Origin of the sequence: Bradyrhizobium sp. HKCCYLRH3061 (assembly GCF_051168015.1) — a bacterium.
Classification (GTDB): domain Bacteria; phylum Pseudomonadota; class Alphaproteobacteria; order Rhizobiales; family Xanthobacteraceae; genus Bradyrhizobium.
In genome coordinates this window covers 333,553-350,640 of sequence record NZ_JBNPUE010000001.1, presented here as the reverse complement: position 1 = coordinate 350,640, position 17,088 = coordinate 333,553, and the positions used below count along the sequence as shown (strand labels likewise).

General features: G+C 66.2%; 18 protein-coding genes. 11 read left to right on the top strand and 7 right to left on the bottom strand.

The window, feature by feature from the left end:
* Position 1: 1 nt before the first annotated feature.
* From ACQR2C_RS01750 to ACQR2C_RS01725, 6 genes are all read left to right on the top strand, one after another.
* Positions 2–487: a GNAT family N-acetyltransferase gene (locus ACQR2C_RS01750; RefSeq protein WP_315805552.1), complete on the top strand. Its 486-nt coding sequence runs from the start codon at positions 2–4 to the stop codon at positions 485–487.
* Entirely contained in the window at positions 484–996 is a 513-nt protein-coding gene (locus tag ACQR2C_RS01745) for a dihydrofolate reductase (protein ID WP_315805553.1), read from the top strand. The genes ACQR2C_RS01750 and ACQR2C_RS01745 overlap by 4 nt, the downstream gene beginning before the upstream one ends.
* 250 nt (positions 997–1,246) lie before the next feature.
* On the top strand, positions 1,247–2,374 hold the full coding sequence (hflK, locus tag ACQR2C_RS01740; RefSeq protein ID WP_315805554.1) for an FtsH protease activity modulator HflK: 1,128 nt from the start codon (positions 1,247–1,249) through the stop codon (positions 2,372–2,374).
* Entirely contained in the window at positions 2,371–3,312 is a 942-nt protein-coding gene (gene hflC, locus ACQR2C_RS01735; protein ID WP_316183602.1) for a protease modulator HflC, read from the top strand. Before hflK ends, hflC begins: the two co-directional genes overlap by 4 nt.
* Positions 3,313–3,432: 120 nt before the next feature.
* A complete protein-coding gene (locus ACQR2C_RS01730) occupies positions 3,433–3,639 on the top strand; it encodes a DUF2065 domain-containing protein (protein WP_315713359.1) in 207 nt (68 codons plus the stop codon).
* A 230-nt stretch (positions 3,640–3,869) separates the two neighbouring features.
* Entirely contained in the window at positions 3,870–5,372 is a 1,503-nt protein-coding gene (locus tag ACQR2C_RS01725) for a Do family serine endopeptidase (RefSeq protein ID WP_316217689.1), read from the top strand.
* Positions 5,373–6,578: 1,206 nt separating this feature from the next.
* Here ACQR2C_RS01725 and arsH read toward each other — a convergent pair.
* The 7 genes from arsH to serB form a co-directional block, all read right to left on the bottom strand.
* On the bottom strand, positions 6,579–7,280 hold the full coding sequence (gene arsH / locus ACQR2C_RS01720) for an arsenical resistance protein ArsH (RefSeq protein ID WP_434880473.1): 702 nt from the start codon (positions 7,278–7,280) through the stop codon (positions 6,579–6,581).
* Between the two features lie 76 nt (positions 7,281–7,356).
* The gene (locus ACQR2C_RS01715) at positions 7,357–7,869 is read right to left on the bottom strand and encodes a GlcG/HbpS family heme-binding protein (RefSeq protein WP_316183573.1); all 513 of its coding nucleotides are present in this window, start codon (positions 7,867–7,869) and stop codon (positions 7,357–7,359) included.
* On the bottom strand, positions 7,854–8,090 hold the full coding sequence (locus ACQR2C_RS01710) for a thioredoxin family protein (protein ID WP_316183572.1): 237 nt from the start codon (positions 8,088–8,090) through the stop codon (positions 7,854–7,856). The genes ACQR2C_RS01715 and ACQR2C_RS01710 overlap by 16 nt, the downstream gene beginning before the upstream one ends.
* A gap of 16 nt (positions 8,091–8,106) precedes the next feature.
* On the bottom strand, positions 8,107–9,159 hold the full coding sequence (locus ACQR2C_RS01705) for a permease (RefSeq protein WP_434880289.1): 1,053 nt from the start codon (positions 9,157–9,159) through the stop codon (positions 8,107–8,109).
* Complete coding sequence (locus ACQR2C_RS01700; RefSeq protein ID WP_316239572.1) at positions 9,156–9,452, bottom strand: ArsR/SmtB family transcription factor; 297 nt, start codon at positions 9,450–9,452, stop codon at positions 9,156–9,158. Before ACQR2C_RS01700 ends, ACQR2C_RS01705 begins: the two co-directional genes overlap by 4 nt.
* A 428-nt stretch (positions 9,453–9,880) precedes the next feature.
* On the bottom strand, positions 9,881–10,153 hold the full coding sequence (locus ACQR2C_RS01695; RefSeq protein WP_434880288.1) for a hypothetical protein: 273 nt from the start codon (positions 10,151–10,153) through the stop codon (positions 9,881–9,883).
* Between the two features lie 392 nt (positions 10,154–10,545).
* Positions 10,546–11,436, bottom strand: coding sequence for a phosphoserine phosphatase SerB (serB, locus tag ACQR2C_RS01690; RefSeq protein ID WP_316217062.1), 891 nt, complete (start codon positions 11,434–11,436; stop codon positions 10,546–10,548).
* A gap of 3 nt (positions 11,437–11,439) precedes the next feature.
* On the opposite strand from serB, the gene miaA reads away from it, so the two are divergent.
* From miaA to ACQR2C_RS01665, 5 genes are all read left to right on the top strand, one after another.
* Positions 11,440–12,357 carry a tRNA (adenosine(37)-N6)-dimethylallyltransferase MiaA gene (gene miaA, locus ACQR2C_RS01685; protein WP_434880287.1) on the top strand — a complete coding sequence of 306 codons (918 nt, stop codon included), beginning with the start codon at positions 11,440–11,442 and terminating at the stop codon, positions 12,355–12,357.
* A gap of 443 nt (positions 12,358–12,800) precedes the next feature.
* Entirely contained in the window at positions 12,801–14,570 is a 1,770-nt protein-coding gene (locus tag ACQR2C_RS01680; RefSeq protein ID WP_434880286.1) for an acetolactate synthase 3 large subunit, read from the top strand.
* A 2-nt stretch (positions 14,571–14,572) separates the two neighbouring features.
* Entirely contained in the window at positions 14,573–15,556 is a 984-nt protein-coding gene (locus tag ACQR2C_RS01675; protein ID WP_434880285.1) for a threonine dehydratase, read from the top strand.
* Between the two features lie 176 nt (positions 15,557–15,732).
* Entirely contained in the window at positions 15,733–16,275 is a 543-nt protein-coding gene (ilvN, locus tag ACQR2C_RS01670) for an acetolactate synthase small subunit (protein ID WP_315805569.1), read from the top strand.
* Between the two features lie 3 nt (positions 16,276–16,278).
* On the top strand, positions 16,279–16,968 hold the full coding sequence (locus ACQR2C_RS01665) for a class I SAM-dependent methyltransferase (RefSeq protein ID WP_315805570.1): 690 nt from the start codon (positions 16,279–16,281) through the stop codon (positions 16,966–16,968).
* The last annotated feature ends 120 nt before the right edge of the window (positions 16,969–17,088 follow it).

Sequence of the window (17,088 nt, the reverse complement as noted above, 5' to 3'; positions counted from 1 at the left end):
CATGCCGGTTTCGATCCGTAGCGCCGGGCCTGACGACATCGGAAGCGTATTCGCGCTGATCCGGGAGCTCGCCGACTACGAGAAGCTCTCGCACGAGGTCGGCGCGAGCGAGGCTGACATCGCCGCCGCGCTGTTCTGCGAGCATCCGACGCTGTTCTGCGATCTCGCCGAATGGAACGGCGCGGTGGCGGGCTTCGCGGTCTGGTTCGTCAACTTCTCGACGTTTGCCGGCAAGCCAGGGATCTATCTCGAAGACCTGTTCGTGCGGCCGGCGTTTCGCCGCAACGGCATCGGCCAGGCCTTGCTCGGCCATCTCGCGCGCACCTGCATCGAAAAGGGCTGGGCGCGGCTGCAATGGTCGGTGCTCGACTGGAATGCTCCTTCCATCACTTTCTACAAATCGCTCGGCGCCGAGCTCATGGACGAGTGGACGCTGTGCAAGGTGACCGGCGAGGCTCTGGCTCAGCTGGCGGAGAGGGCGCCGTGATCGAGATCGTGCTGATCGTCGCAGTCGCCGACAACGGCATCATCGGCGCCGCCGGTGCGATCCCGTGGCGGCAGAAGAGCGACATGCAGCGCTTCAAGGCGATGACCATGGGGCGCCCGATCGTGATGGGCCGCAAGACCTTCATCTCGTTTCCGCGCCGGCCGCTGCCGGGCCGCACCAACATCGTCGTCACCCGCAATGCCGAGTTTCGCGCTGATGGCGCGATCGTGACCCATACCGTCGATGAAGCGCTCGTCATCGCGCGTGGTGATGCGCTGCGGCGTTCAGCCGCGGAGATCGCGGTCATCGGAGGCACCGAGCTCTTTGCTGCGACGATGCCGATCGCCGACCGGCTGGAGATCACCGAGGTGCATGCGAGCCCGCCTGGCGATACCGTGTTTCCGGCGATCGACCCGGCCCGATGGGAGGAGGTGGCGCGGCAGCGCCATGCCTCGGGGCCTGACGATCAGGCCGAATTCTCCTACGTCACCTATCGCCGGCGGCGGTGAGCGTTTCGCCGGCGGGATCTGTGCGACGGCCCGTCCAAGACCATCCGTTAATGATGAAGTCGCGCAGTTTGGCCGTGTGGCGGAGCTGAGGCCGCGGCAAACCGGCGCTTCCGGCCCTGTTTACATTGACAAAACCCGGTTCGGGCTTAGCTGGAGCGCTACGTTGTAAGGGGCGGGGCCGTCCCTTATAACCCGGCGACCGTCGGGGCCGGCGTTGGTGTACACTCAGCCTCTCGGAGGAGATCGATCGATGGCGTGGAAGAATCAGGGCGGAGGCCCGTGGGGTCAGGGTCCGAAGGGGCCCTGGGGCTCGGGACCGCAACCGGTCGGTCCAAGGCCGCCCGACCTGGAAGATCTTCTGCGGCGCGGCCAGGACCGGCTGCAGCAGTTCGTGCCGGGCGGCGGCTTCGGCACCGCGGGCGTGCTCCTGATCGTGCTCGGCGCCATCATCATCTGGCTCGCCTCCGGCATCTACCGCGTGCAGTCCGAGGAGCTCGGCGTCGTGCTGCGCTTCGGCAAATATGTCCGCGATGAGCAGCCGGGCCTGCGCTATCACCTGCCTTATCCGATCGAGACCGTGCTGCTGCCCAAGGCGCTGCGCGTCAACTCGATCTCGATCGGCATCACCGCCAATGATGATCCCGGCCGGCGCGGCCGCAGCGGTCGCGATGTCCCGGAGGAGAGCCTGATGCTGACCGGCGACGAGAACATCGTCGACGTCGACGTCACCGTGCTCTGGCGCATCAAGCCGAAGGGCGCGGCCGACTTCCTGTTCAACATCCAGAACCCCGAGGGCACCGTGAAGGCGGTGGCCGAGAGCGCGATGCGCGAGGTGATCGGCCGCTCCAACATCCAGCCGATCCTCACCGGCGCCCGCACCGTGATCGAGCAGAACGTGCAGGAGCTGATGCAGAAGACGCTCGACAATTACGGCTCCGGCATCCAGATCACCCAGGTGCAGATGCAGAAGGTCGATCCGCCGGCCCAGGTGATCGAGGCGTTCCGCGACGTCCAGGCGGCGCGTGCCGACCTCGAGCGTCTCCAGAACGAAGCCCAGACCTACGCCAACAAGGTGGTGCCGGATGCGCGCGGTCGTGCCGCGCAGATCCTGCAGGTCGCCGAAGGCTACAAGGAGCAGGCGATCGCCGAGGCCAAGGGCCAGAGCGCGCGCTTCCTCAAGGTCTATGACGAGTACAAGAAGGCGCCCGACGTGACTCGCGAACGGATCTATCTCGAGACCATGGAGCGCGTGCTCGGTGGCTCGGAGAAGCTCGTGCTCGACTCTGGCGCCACCGGCGGCCCTGTGCCGCTGCTGCCGCTCGGCGATCTCTTGCCGCGCCGTCCGGCGCCGGCCGCTCAGCAGGGAGGCGTCCGATGAGGTCCCCCGTTGCAGGCATCGTCGCGCTCGTCGCCGTGCTCGTGCTCGTCGTCATCGGCTACAGCTCGCTGTTCACCGTGAACCAGACCGAGCAGGCGCTGGTGGTGCGGTTCGGCAAGCCGGTCGACGTCGTCACCGAGCCCGGCCTGAACTTCAAGGCACCGTTCATCGACAACGTGATCTCGATCGACAAGCGCATCCTCGACCTCGAGAACCCCTCGCAGGAGGTGATCGCGTTCGACCAGAAGCGGCTCGTGGTCGACGCCTTCGCGCGCTACAAGATCAAGAACGCGCTGCAGTTCTACCAGAGCGTCGGCTCGATCCAGACCGCCAACGTCCAGCTCGGCACGCTGCTGAACGCCGCGCTGCGCCGCGTGCTCGGCGAGGTCACCTTCACGCAAGTCGTGCGCGACGAGCGCGAGGCGCTGATGCGCAAGATCCGCGATCAGCTCGACAAGGAGGCCGACGCCTATGGCATCCAGGTGGTGGACGTCCGCATCCGCCGCGCCGACCTGCCGGAGGCCAACAGCCAGGCGGTGTACAACCGGATGAAGACCGAGCGGCAGCGTGAGGCCGAGGAGTTCCGGGCGCTCGGCGGCCAGAAGGCCCAGGAGATCAGGTCCAAGGCCGATCGCGAGGCTACCGTGATCGTCGCCGAGGCCAACTCGCAGGCGGAGCAGACCCGCGGCGCCGGCGATGCCGAACGCAACCGGCTGTTCGCCGAGGCCTACAGCAAGGACCGCGACTTCTTCGCCTTCTACCGCTCGATGACGGCGTATGAGAACGGCCTCAAGTCCGGCGACACCCGCTTCCTGCTGCGGCCCGATTCGGAGTTCTTCCGCTACTTCGCCAACCCCTCAGGGAAGCCGGCGGGGGAGACGCCGTCCACCGCCAGTAGCTCGACCGCGGCGGCCGCGGTGCCGGCGCCCAAGCCCTGATGCATCGGCCCCGATGACCAGGGCGGTTGATCCGGGTGAATAAGAGTTGACATGGACGGGGCGAAGCCGTTGCTTCGCCCCGTTACATATCAAGAAGATCGAACGGGAGGTCCGGGTCCGATGAGGTCCATTGCGTTTTCCGATTTCCTCATCGGATTAGGTATCCTGTTCGTGCTCGAAGGCCTGTTGTTCGCGGCCAGTCCGGAGTGGATGCGGCGGGCCATGAAGACCGCCATGACCACGCCCGACAACGTGCTGCGCGCGGTCGGCATCGGCTCGGCGGTGGCCGGTCTGGTCCTGATCTGGGTGATCCGGCGGCCGATCTGAGGTGTGCATCGCCGTCTGCCTGCGCGCCGCCGCACAGGAACGAGGTCCGGCCGCGGCAATGACCGTCAACCGCCCGGCCAACGCCATTGTGAGGCGATGGCTGCGCCATTTTGCCGTATTAGGTCGCCCTCAATGATGAATCTGCGGTCCGATCCGGCGTGCTTGCGTCCTCCGCCGGTTCCGGCGCACTGTAACGGTTGAATTTGCCGACTTTTCTGGAGATCCGCCCGATGACCGCGACCCCTGCTTTCAGCCGTCGACTGCGCCCGATCCTGACCGCGGCGGTTCTTGCCGCGGGCTGGGCGCTCGCGCCGGCCCCGGCCTCGGCGCGGGGGCCGGAGGGGATCGCCGATGTCGCCGAAAAGGTGATCGACGCCGTCGTCAACATCTCGACCTCGCAGACCGTCGAGCCCAAGGGCGGCTCGTCCGAGAACCGCAACGCCAATCCGCAGGTGCCGCCGGGATCGCCGTTCGAGGAGTTCTTCGACGATTTCTTCAAGAACCGCCGCGGCGGTCCGGGCGGCCGGGGTGGTGCCGACAACTCGCCGCGCCGCACCAACTCGCTGGGCTCCGGCTTCATCGTCGACGAGTCCGGGGTCGTGGTCACCAACAACCACGTCATCGCCGATGCCGACGAGATCAACGTGATCATGAACGACGGCACCAAGATCAAGGCCGAGCTGGTCGGCGTCGACAAGAAGACCGACCTTGCGGTGCTCAAGTTCAAGCCGCCGCGGCCGCTGACGGTGGTCAAGTTCGGCGATTCCGACAAGCTGCGGCTGGGCGACTGGGTGGTCGCGATCGGCAACCCGTTCAGCCTCGGCGGCACCGTGACCGCCGGCATCGTCTCGGCCAAGAACCGCGACATCTCGTCGGGGCCCTATGACAGCTACATCCAGACCGACGCCGCCATCAACCGCGGCAATTCCGGCGGCCCGCTGTTCAACCTCGATGGCGAGGTCATCGGCGTCAACACGCTGATCATCTCGCCGTCGGGCGGCTCGATCGGCATCGGCTTCGCGGTGCCCTCGAAGACCGTGGCCGGCGTCGTCGACCAGTTGCGCCAGTTCGGCGAGCTGCGCCGCGGCTGGCTCGGCGTCCGCATCCAGGGCGTCACCGATGAGATCGCCGAGAGCCTCAACATCAAGCCGGCGCGCGGCGCGCTGGTCGCCGGCGTCGACGACAAGGGACCGGCGAAGCCGGCCGGCATCGAGCCCGGCGACGTCGTCGTCAAGTTCGACGGCCATGACATCAAGGAGCCGAAGGACCTGTCGCGCATCGTCGCCGACACCGCCGTCGGCAAGGAGGTCGACGTCATCGTCATCCGCAAGGGCCAGGAGCAGACGCTCAAGGTCAAGCTCGGTCGGCTCGAGGACAACGAGAAGGTGCAGCAGGCGGCGATCAAGAAGGACGAGCCCGCCGAGAAGCCGGTGACCCAGAAGGCGCTCGGGCTCGATCTTGCCGCGCTGTCGAAGGACCTGCGTACCCGCTACAAGATTAAGGACAGCGTCAAGGGCGTCGTCGTCACCGGCGTCGACCAGGCCTCCGACGCCGCCGAGAAGCGGCTGTCGGCCGGCGACGTCATCGTCGAGGTCGCCCAGGAGGCGGTGACCTCCGGCGCCGACATCAAGAAGCGCGTCGACCAGCTCAAGAAGGACGGCAAGAAGTCGGTTCTGCTGCTGGTCTCCAACGCCGACGGCGAGCTGCGCTTCGTGGCGTTGAGCCTGCAATAGGGGCTTCAGGCGGTCGTAACCATTAGCCTTCTGCGCGCTTTGAGATGCGAAGATGAGCGCAATGCAAGTGAATGCGCCCTCTCCCCTTGTGGGAGAGGGCATGTAGGAAAGAGCGGCAGGCTCGGTTGGGTGAGGGGTATCTCTCCAAGAGTTTCACTCGCGGAGAGATACCCCTCACCCAACCGCATGCTGTGATGGGCCGTACATGCCCTCTCCCACAAGGGGAGAGGGCGCTGTATCTGACGGCGCGCTGATGGTTGCTGAGTTGGTAGTTCGTAGGTAGTAGGTAGGGTGGGTCAAGGCGCGCCCCCGCTGCCCGCCTCATGCGCGGATCGATTTCGCGCCGTGCCCACCATGGCCGTCAGTATTCGTGGATGGCCGGTCGGCGCGCGACCGCCCTCGGGCGGCCGCTTTGCTTACCCTACGCAGCTCCACACTCCCTTGTCGTCCCGGCCTTGAGCAGGGACCCGCAACCCCAGGCAGCGGTTTGGGACAGGCTGGTCATTGGCATTTTGCCCATCACCTCTGCTGCGGCGTATCGATCCCGGATCGGTGCCGCGCTTTCGCGCGTCGCGGCCTGTCGGGCACGAGGGCGGCGGGTGGGGGCGGATTCACGGTTCAAACAGCTGAGTTGGGCACAGCGAGCATGTCCGAGGGACATGCCATCGCAATCTCGCGGCACATCATGCCCGAGGTCTGCGATCAGTTCGTCCCTCTCGAAATGCAGAGGGCGCAGGGAATGCCGGGTGAAGGCCTCACCCATGGCCCGCCTGCGGAAAAAATGCAGGCGGCAGGTACCACAGGTGGTGCCGAACACTCCGGCATTCCCTGCGCGACGGTCTTCACGCTTATACGCAGTCTCCCTGGTGCGCCGGGCTTGTTGGCCACCATCACCGCGCTGCGCCTGCGGCGCCATCACGGCTTGATACCAGCGTCGGGGTATCAGGACGCTGCGACTTCACGTCCGCGCATCGCCGTTCGTCGGCGTGCCCGAAGACACGCTGCGGCAACAACGCGGCCATCGCATCCCCACCTCGCGTGTCGTGACGATCGCGCGCTACGCCCCTCTGCGGTGAGGCGGGATGCGGGGAGATAATCATGATTTCAGATAAAGCGCAAGAAGATTATTTTTTTCAGAAGCTCCTGCAACGCCTCCGCCGGCCGGCGACGACGTTCCGGGCAGGGTGGAGCGCCGCGGCCGGAGCCTCACAGCGATCGCTGGTTGACCCGCTTCGACAGCGCCTCGGCATTCTCCTTGCGCTCGGAATAGCGGTCGACGAGATACTCCGCCCGGTCGCGCGTCAGCAGCGTGAACTTGACGAGCTCTTCCATCACGTCGACGACGCGATCGTAATAGGGCGACGGCTTCATGCGGTCGGCGTCGTCGAACTCCGCGAAGGCCTTCGGCACCGAGGACTGGTTCGGAATGGTGATGAGGCGCATCCAGCGGCCGAGCACTCGCAGCTGATTGACGGCGTTGAACGACTGCGAGCCGCCGCTGACCTGCATCACGGCCAACGTCTTGCCCTGCGTCGGCCGGACGGCCCCGAGCGACAGTGGGATCCAGTCGATCTGGGTCTTCATCACGCCGGTCATCGCGCCGTGCCGCTCGGGCGAGCACCACACCATGCCTTCGCACCAGGTCACGAGATCGCGCAGCTCGCGGACCTTCGGATGATCCGGCTCGGCGTCGTCGACCAGCGGCAGTCCGCGCGGATCAAAGGTGCGTGTCTCCGCGCCATAGCGCGCGAGGACGCGCGCCGCTTCCTCCGTGAGGAGGCGGCTGAACGAGCGTTGCCGGAGCGATCCGTACAGCAGCAGGATGCGTGGAGGGTGGGAGGAGAGCTCAGGCTCCAGCAGCTTGGCGCGGTCGATCGGATGGAAGGAGGCTTCGTCCAATTGGGGCATGGTGTCAGACAATTCGAGCATCCTCCGGAATTGGCGAGCAGTGGCCGCTCTCGTTCGTGGCTCGCCCTCCAGGCGCTCAGAACGCGATGTCCGCGGCGACCGCTTCGATGCCGGCCTTCGCGCAGATGTCGTCGTTGTCGCCTCCGGGCGCGCCGGATACGCCGATCGCTCCGACCTGCTGGCCAGCGGCCTCTATTGGCATGCCGCCGCCGACCATGACAACGCCGGGAACGTTGACGATGGCCCGCTCCGCGGCGTCCGGTCGAGCCAGCCGGGCTGCGAGCGTGCTCGTCGCCTCGCGCCAGCTCGCCGCCGTCCGCGCCTTGCCCGTCGCGGCCTCCAGCGTATGCCAGCCAGCGAAACGGTCGCGCAGGGTGACCAGCGCAAGCCCCGACGGATCGCTCACGGTCACGGCGGCCTGCCAGCCGCGTTTGCGGCACTCGGCGAGCGCCGCCTGTGCCGCCTTGAGCGCCGTGTCCGGCGCGATGATCCGCCGCGTCCACGTGGGCTCATCGGCGCGCGCAACGACAACCGGGCCGAGCAGGAGGACGGCTGCGAGCAGCAGACGCAACATCACGTCGACAGCCATTTCGCCATGTCCTCTGGTTTCGGCAGGCCGCCCGCATGGACGACCTTGCCGTCGATCACCACGCCCGGCGTCGAGGCGATGCCGAACCTGGCGATGTCGGCGAAGTCCGTGATCTTTTCCAGCTCGATCTCGATGCCGAGCTTGCTTGCTTCCGCGGAGACCATTGCTGCGGTCTGAACACATCGCTTGCAGCCGGAGCCGAGGATCTTGACGTTCTTCATGGGGCTTGTCCTTTCATCAGAACAGGGCGTTGAAGAGATAGCCGACGGCGACGATGCCGGCGGCGACGACGCCCGCGAAGACGGCGATCAGCCGGAGCGTCAGCACCTTGCGCAGAATGAGCATCTCGGGAAACGAAAGCGCGATGACGCTCATCATGAAGGCGAGCACCGTCCCCAGCGCCGCACCCTTGCCGAGCAGTGCCTCGACGACCGGAATGATGCCCGCAGCATTGGCGTACATCGGCACGCCGATCAGCACCACGGCCGGCACGGACCACCATTGGTCCTTGCCCATGATCGAGGCGAGCAGGTCGTTCGGGACATAGCCGTGAATGAATGCGCCCGCCGCAATGCCAATGATGATCCAAGCCCAGACGCGGCCGACGATGTCGCGCACCGCGTCGATCCCGGCCCGGATCCGATCGGCGACGGTCTGTGAATCCGGCTGCAGCTCCGCCTGTCCTGCGCGCACGTTGCGAACCCATTCCTCGAGCCAGCCTTCGAGATGCAGTCGTCCGATGATCCATCCCGCCACGATCGCGACCGCCAGGCCGAAGGCCAGATAGATTGCGGCGATCCTCCAGCCGACCAGCGCGAACAGCAGGCCGAGCGCGACCTCGTTCACCATTGGCGCCGCGATCAGGAACGAGAAGGTCACGCCGAGTGGGACGCCAGCCGAGACGAAGCCGACGAAGAGCGGCACCGCCGAGCACGAGCAGAAGGGAGTGAATACGCCGAGGATCGCAGCCGCGACATTGCCGAGGCCCTCGCGCCTGCCGGCGAGCAATGCGCGAGTTCGCTCGGCTGAAAAGAAGCTGCGCACAACGCCCATGCCGAACACGACCAGCGTCATCAGCATCAGGACCTTGGGCGCGTCGAACACGAAGAACCGCGCGGCTTCTTCCAGATGGCTGTCGCGGGGCACCGGCAGCGACGACACCAGCCATGCCGAGAACGCTTCCAGCTGCCAGTAGACCGCAAACCACATCGCGACCGCAGCGGCCGTCGCGACGATCCAGGTCACAGCCGATGCCGACCCGTCAGGATAGGTTGAAGTTTCGGTTTTCATGCTGCGTTCCTGTTCGGCTCAGCCATGGCCGCCATGACGGTTTCGAGAATGGCGCGCCGGTCAGGCGCCAGGTCGGGGCTCAGCCGATACCGCACCCACTGGGCGTCGCGTCGGTCGATGACAAGACCTGCGGCCTTGAGGGCCGCCATGTGCCGGCTCATGCGCGACGCGCTTGCGCCGAGCTGGCGCATGAGTTCGCAGACGCAATGCTCGCCGCCATCCCACAGGATGCGCAGGGCTGCGAGGCGGGTCGGCTCGGCCAGGGCGGCGAGCAACGGAACGGGATCGGACATGAGGCAGATATATTCATATTTGCGTATTTGCGCAATAGCGCATATGATGGCTGTCGATGCGCGGTTTGACCCGCAATCGGCGCGGCCGCATGGCGTCAGGTTGACAATGGTTGGTGATGCGTGGCCCGCGCGGCGACGCCCTGGGAGATCCGGGTTGGGCGATCAGGCGAGCTGCTGGGCGTCAGGCCGATCGCACGCGCAGGATCATTTTGCCGCCGGCAGCCGGAATATCGTGCGGCTGGTCTCGACGACGCGGCCGCCCAGCCGGGTATGGAAGCGCAGAGGTGTAGCGGGCGTCTGGGCTGCCCGCGGAGCGGATGCCCAGGATCTTCACTAAGTGCGACGCCGCGCGTTTTCCCGGATAGGGAGCGCGGCCTCGCTGAGCGAGACGCGCGCTGCCTATCTGACGATGGGGTTGCTCGCGTTGCTTAGTTGCGAACGCTGCCCACGGTGGTCGGGACGACGAGCGCGGCGCTGCGACGGTGGTGGGTGAGCACGGCGAGCTGGTGCGGCGAGGCAGCGCTGTCCGCGTTGATGGCGACGGTCTGCTGCGCGGCGGCAGAGGCGCCGATGACGGAGAGCTGGTGCGGGGACGCCGGCAGCGCGCCCACTTCGTAGCTCGGCAGCTCGCCGGCTACGGCAGCGCCACTCAGCAGCGCGAGGGCAAGGAGAGAGCCGGGAATGATGTGCTTGATGGTCATCGGGAGGTCCTTTTGTGACGATGATCGATTGCATCACCTGCAATCGCTTTCGCTTCCTTGGACACTCCCTAGCGTTGTCAGCTTTATATGCGCTGCAGCATGATTTGACAATTCATGGATTGGTGATGCGGTTAAAATGGCAGTTCGCGTGCCGCCTTGATGCGGAAGGTGAATGATGTGATTTGCGATCTGAAATGAGATTGGAATGGAGTTGCGTGCGAGTGCGCTGGATTGAAACAAAATCCTGATGATGCGCTGATCGAGAGCCGATGAAGGCAGGGCTTTGGTAACGGCTTTGCTTGGGCGGCGATTCGCCCATGGACAATACGACTGCAATCTTCGAGCGTTCGCAAAACCATTGATTAATGGCCTGCCGCGCGGCCGCAGTCTCGTCAGTCCACGAACTGATCGCGCGTGTAGCCCTGGGCATAGAGCAGGGCGGTGAGGTCGCCGTGGTCGATGCGGGCCGAGGCGGCGGCCGAGACCGCCGGCTTGGCGTGATAGGCGACGCCGAGGCCGGCGGCCTCGATCATGCCGAGGTCGTTGGCGCCGTCGCCGACCGCGAGCGTGTCGATCTCGTCGAGATCGAACGACTCGCGCAGCTCGATCAGGGTGGCGAGCTTGGCGTCGCGGCCGATGATCGGCTCGCGCACCTCGCCGGTGAGCTTGCCGCCGTCGACGACGAGCTCGTTGGCGCGGTTCTCCTGGAAGCCGATCTTGGCCGCGATGGCGCTGGTGAACAGCGTGAAGCCGCCGGAGATCAGGCAGGTATAGGCGCCGTTGGCGCGCATGGTCATCACCAGATGACGGCCGCCCGGCGTCAGCTTGATGCGCTTGGTCAGGACTTCGTCGACGACGCTCACCGGCAGGTCCTTCAGCAATGCGACGCGTTCGCGCAACGCCGGCTCGAACGCGATCTCGCCGCGCATGGCGCGCTCGGTGATGGCGGCGACGCGCGGCTTCAGCCCGGCGAAGTCGGCGAGCTCGTCGATACATTCCTGGCCGATCATGGTCGAGTCCATGTCGGCGAGAAAAAGCTTCTTGCGCCGGACCGCTTCCGCCTGCACGACGATGTCGATCGGCATGTCGCCGCGCAGGTCGCGCAGGCGCGCCTCGAGCTTGTGGACCTCGCCGTCATGGGCGAACGGGATGTCGATCGCGACCTCGTCGAACAGCCAGCGCGGCGTGCCCGGCGACGGCAGCACGGCCAGGAAGGCCTCCACGATCGTGGTATCAAGCGCGGGATCGGCGGGATTGCAGATGAAGGTGGCGACGAGAGACATCAGGTGACTTTGCCAGGGATCAACAAAGCGGTGCTTATCGCAGGGCCGACCGCCAGCGGCAAGTCGGCGCTGGCGATGGAACTTGCGCAAAAAGCGGGCGGGGTCGTCATCAATACCGATTCCATGCAGGTCTACGGCGATCTGAGGGTGCTGACGGCAAGGCCGACCTGCGACGAGGAGGCCGCCGTGCCGCACCGGCTCTACGGCCATGTTGATGCCAGCGTGAACTACTCGGCCGGCCATTTTGTCCGGGATGCCGCCGAGATCCTGGGCGAGGTGCAGCGGGCCGGGCGGCTGCCGATCTTCATCGGCGGCACCGGCTTGTATTTCAAGGCGCTGACATCAGGGCTGTCCGCGGTGCCGCCCGTGCCGGATGAGGTGCGCGACGCGGTGCGCCTCAGGCTCGATCGCGACGGCGTCGAGGCCTTGCATGCCGAGCTGGCGCGACGCGATCCGGCGGCGGCCGCGCGGCTGAACGTCCGCGACCGCACCCGCGTGGCCCGCGCGCTGGAGGTGATCGAGGCCACCGGTCGGCCATTGGCCGACTGGCACGCGGAGACGACGCCACCGCTGCTGCCGGCGGGCAGCACTCGGGCGCTGTTCATCGCTCCCGAGCGCGAGGCGCTGTATCAGCGGATCGACGCGCGGTTCGATCTGATGCTGGACCGCGGCGCGTTGCAGGAGGTCGAGCGGCTGGCGGCACGCGGCCTCGATCCGCTGCTGCCGGCGATGAAGGCCCACGGCGTGCCGGCGCTGATGCGCTATATCAGAGGGGAGATCACGCGGGAGCAGGCGGCCACCATCGGCAAGGCCGACACCCGCCATTACGCGAAGCGGCAGTTCACCTGGTTCCGGCACCAGTTGCCGGAGTTCGAGTGGATGAGCCCCGAGGCGGCGCGGGCGTGGGTGGCATCCCTCTGATCGTCATCGCGAGGAGCGCAGCGACGAAGCGATCCCGAGTTGTCGAGTGGGGCCCCTGGATTGCTTCGCTTCGCTCGCAATGACGGCGTGATGGCCAAATTACCGCTCGCCGAACGGAAAATTCCGCGTTAACATCCATAAATCGCGCAGCAGAGCCGGCTTTGCCTTGACATCGAGGCAACCATGGCTATGTTTCGCGCAACCTTTGGGAAGCTTGCTCGGCATCATGCGCAACTTTATTGCCCTCCTTATCGTAGTCGTACCCAGGCGCATCGCCGGGGATGGCTAGCGGCCATCCATGATCCGAGCGGTGCGCAGGGCCTTCCAGGGCCCTTTTTTATTGCCCGAAGCGACCCGACCACGCTGAACCAACAGAAAACCAGCCGACCGAACCGACCGACCAAAACGACAAGCCGCTGAGACCCAGCGATCCGGAGCCCACCATGACCGACAAGAGCCACGATCCGAACCAGATGACCGGCGCCGCGATGATCGTGCGCGCGCTCATCGACCACGGCGTGCAGCACCTCTTCGGCTATCCTGGCGGCGCGGTGCTTCCGATCTATGACGAGATTTTCCAGCAGAGCGAGGTCGAGCACATCCTGGTCCGCCACGAGCAGGGCGCCGGCCACGCCGCCGAAGGCTATGCGCGCTCGACCGGCAAGCCGGGCGTCGTGCTGGTGACCTCGGGCCCCGGTGCGACCAACATGGTGACTCCGCTGGCGGACGCACTGATGGATTCGATTCCCCTGGTCTGCATCACCGGCCAGGTGCCGACGCACCTGATCGGCAACGATGCGTTCCAGGAATGCGACACGGTCGGCATCACCCGGCCCTGCACCAAGCACAATTGGCTGGTCCGCGATGTCAACGACCTCGCCAAGGTGCTGCACGAGGCGTTCTACGTCGCCACCACGGGCCGTCCCGGCCCGGTCGTGGTCGACGTGCCGAAGGACGTGCAGTTCGCGACCGGCACCTATCATCCGCCGCGCAAGTCGGACGTCCACGTGTCCTATTCGCCGCGCGTCAAGGGCGACGCGATGCAGATCCGCAAGGCCGTGGCGCTGCTGGCCTCGGCCAAGCGGCCGGTGATCTATTCCGGCGGCGGCGTCGTCAATTCGGGCCCCGAAGCCTCGAAGCTGCTGCGCGAGCTGGTCGAGGTCACGGGCTTCCCGATCACCTCGACCCTGATGGGGCTCGGCGCCTATCCGGCCTCGGGCAAGAACTGGCTGGGCATGCTCGGCATGCACGGCACCTACGAGGCCAACATGACGATGCATGATTGCGACGTCATGCTGTGCGTCGGCGCGCGCTTCGACGACCGCATCACCGGCCGCACCGATGCGTTCTCGCCGAACTCGAAGAAGATCCACATCGACATCGATCCGTCCTCGATCAACAAGAACATCCGCGTCGACGTGCCGATCATCGGCGATTGCGGCGACGTGCTCGCCGACATCCTGCAGGTGTTCAAGGCCGAGGCGAAGAAGCCGGACATCAAGTCATGGTGGCAGGAGATCGCCGTCTGGCGCGCGCGCAACTCGCTGGCCTACAAGCCGAACCGCGACGTCATCATGCCGCAATATGCGATCCAGCGGTTGTTCGAGCTGACGCGCGGCCGTGACACCTACATCACCACCGAGGTCGGCCAGCACCAGATGTGGGCGGCGCAGTTCTACGGCTTCGAGGAGCCGCACCGCTGGATGACCTCGGGCGGCCTCGGCACCATGGGCTATGGCCTGCCGGCGGCGATCGGCGTGCAGGTCGCGCATCCTGACAGCCTGGTCATTGACATCGGCGGCGACGCCTCGGTGCAGATGACGATGCAGGAGATGTCGACGGCCGTGCAGTACGAGCTGCCGGTCAAGATCTTCATCCTCAACAACCAGTACATGGGCATGGTGCGGCAGTGGCAGCAGCTGCTGCACGGCAACCGCCTGTCGCATTCCTATTCGGAGGCGCTGCCGGACTTCGTCAAGCTCGCCGAAGCCTATGGCGGCGTTGGTCTGCAGGTCAGCAAGCCCGGCGACCTCGACGGCGCGATCAAGGAGATGATCTCGGTCAAGAAGCCGGTGCTGTTCGACTGCCGCGTCGCGGCATTGGAGAACTGCTTCCCGATGATCCCGTCGGGCAAGGCGCACAACGAGATGATCCTGCCGGCGGAAGCGTCCGATCCGGCGGCGGCGTTCGCCGGCGGCAAGGCGCTGGTGTAACCATGTTCAGCCTCGCCGAGCTCGAGCAGGCCCATGCGATCGTCGGCGCCGCGGTGCCGGCGACACCCGCGCATGCGTGGCCGTTGCTGGCGCAGCGGCTCGGGACGCATGTCGTCGTCAAGCACGAGAACCACACCCCGGCCGGCGCCTTCAAGGTGCGCGGCGGGCTGGTCTATGTCGATCAGCTCAAACGCACGCAGCCGGATGTCCGTGGCCTGATCACCGCGACGCGCGGCAATCATGGCCAGAGCATCGCCTTCGCCGGCCGCCGCAACGGCCTGCCGGTGACGATCTACGTGCCCCGGGGCAACTCGGTCGAGAAGAACCGCGCGATGGCGGCGTTCGGCGCTGCGCTGATCGAGCATGGCAGCGACTTCCAGGAGGCGCGCGAGGAAGCCGGGCGTCACGCTGCGCGCGACGGCCTGCACATGGTGCCGTCGTTCCATCGCGATCTCGTGCGCGGTGTCGCCACCTACGCGCTGGAGCTGTTGCGCAGCGCCCCCGATCTCGACGTGCTTTACGTCTCGATCGGGCAGGGCTCCGGCATCTGCGGCTGCATCCTCGCGCGCGATCTCCTGGGCCTGAAGACCGAGATCGTCGGCGTGCAGTCGACCGAGGCGCCGTCCTACGCGCTGTCGTTCGCCGCGCGGACGGTGGTGACGACCAACAGCGCCGACACCCACGCCGATGGTCTCGCCACGCGCAGCCCGGATGCGGATGCGCTCGCCATCATCCTGAAAGGCGCCTCGCGGATCGTGCAGGTCAGCGACGCCGAGATCGCCGAGGCCGTGCGCATCCTGTGGACCGACACCCATAATCTCGCCGAAGGCGCTGGTGCGGCGTCGCTCGCAGCCGCCTTGCAGGAAAAGGGCAGGCTGGCCGGCAAGCGCGTCGGTCTGGTGCTGACCGGCGGCAACATCGATCTCGATTTGTTCAGGCGCTGGGTGCTGCCGGCAGCAACCGAAGAAATGGCGGAGTTGTCGTAATGGGCACTCCGCTCACTCCACATACCGCCGTCATGCCCGGGCTTGACCCGCCTGCGCGGCCGAAGCCGCTTCGGCGCGGCGAAGGCCCGGGCATCCACGATGCCGCACGCGCGACGCTCGACGTGGATGGCCGGGACAAGCCCGGCCATGACGGATGAAATTCTAAGGGGACACCAATGAACCAGCCAGCCTCCGCCTATTTCATCGAAGACCGCCACGATCCGAACGAAACGCACACGCTTGCCGTGCTGGTGCAGAACGAGCCCGGCGTGCTGGCGCGGGTCATCGGCCTGTTCTCGGGGCGCGGCTACAACATCGAGAGCCTCACCGTCTCCGAGACCGAGAGCCAGAAGCACCTGTCGCGCATCACCATCGTCACGACCGGCACGCCGATGGTGATCCAGCAGATCAAGCATCAGCTCGACCGCATGATCCCGGTCTATCGCGTCGTCGACATGACGCTGACGAAACGCGCGATCGAGCGCGAGCTGGCGATGGTCAAGGTGCGCGGCATCGGCGAGCCGCGCGTCGAGGCGCTGCGGCTGGCGGATGCGTTCCGCGCCCGCGTGATCGACGCCACCACCGAGAGCTTCGTGTTCGAGATCACAGGCAACACCGACAAGATCACGCAATTCATCGATCTGATGCGTCCGCTGGGCCTGGTGGAAGTCGCCAGGACCGGCATTGCGGCGATCGGGCGGGGACCGGAAGGGATGTGAGCCATGCTGGCGCGCGACTGGTACTACAACGAACGCAACCGGATCGGTCTCGATCATGCCGTGGCCTCGATCTACGGTTCGGGCGACGATGCCGACGAGCGTGCGCGCGCCGCGTTGAAGATGCTCGGTGTCAAGCCGGGCTGGCGGGTGGCCGACATCGGCTGCGGCAATGGCGTGCTGGCGACGGAAGCGGCGCTGATGGGGGCCGTGGTCGACGCCATCGACATCTCGCCGGCGATGCTGGCGCTGACCAAGATCTACACCCGCGACCGCCGTACCGCGGTGCGGATGCATTCGGCGGGGCTGCTGTCGTTCGCCTATGAGCCTGCCACCTATGACCTGATCGCCAGCGAGTTCACGCTGCACCACCTGCCGGATTTCTGGAAGGCGGTGGCGCTGGCACGGATCTTCGCGGCGCTGAAGCCGGGCGCGCAGTTCTTCCTGCGCGACATCGTCTATGTCTCCATGCCCGACGGCGCGGAGCGCTCGGTTGAGCAATGGGCGGATTTCAACATCAAGAACCACGACCTCGCCCGCGACAGCGTCATCACCCACATGCGCGACGAGAACTCCACCTTCGCCTGGGTGATGGAGCGCATGCTGACCGAGGTCGGCTTCGTCACGGTGTCCGCCGATTATCACGCCCCGATGCACGCGACCTACGTGCTGCAGAAGCCGGCGGGGCAGGGCTAGCTATGAGCGGCAGATTGGTGAGTCTCACTTTCGCGCAGGCGACGGTGCGCTCCCTCTCCCCGTTCTTACGGGGAGAGGGTCGGGGTGAGGGGCAGCCGCACGGGGAGCGTTCGCCGTTAG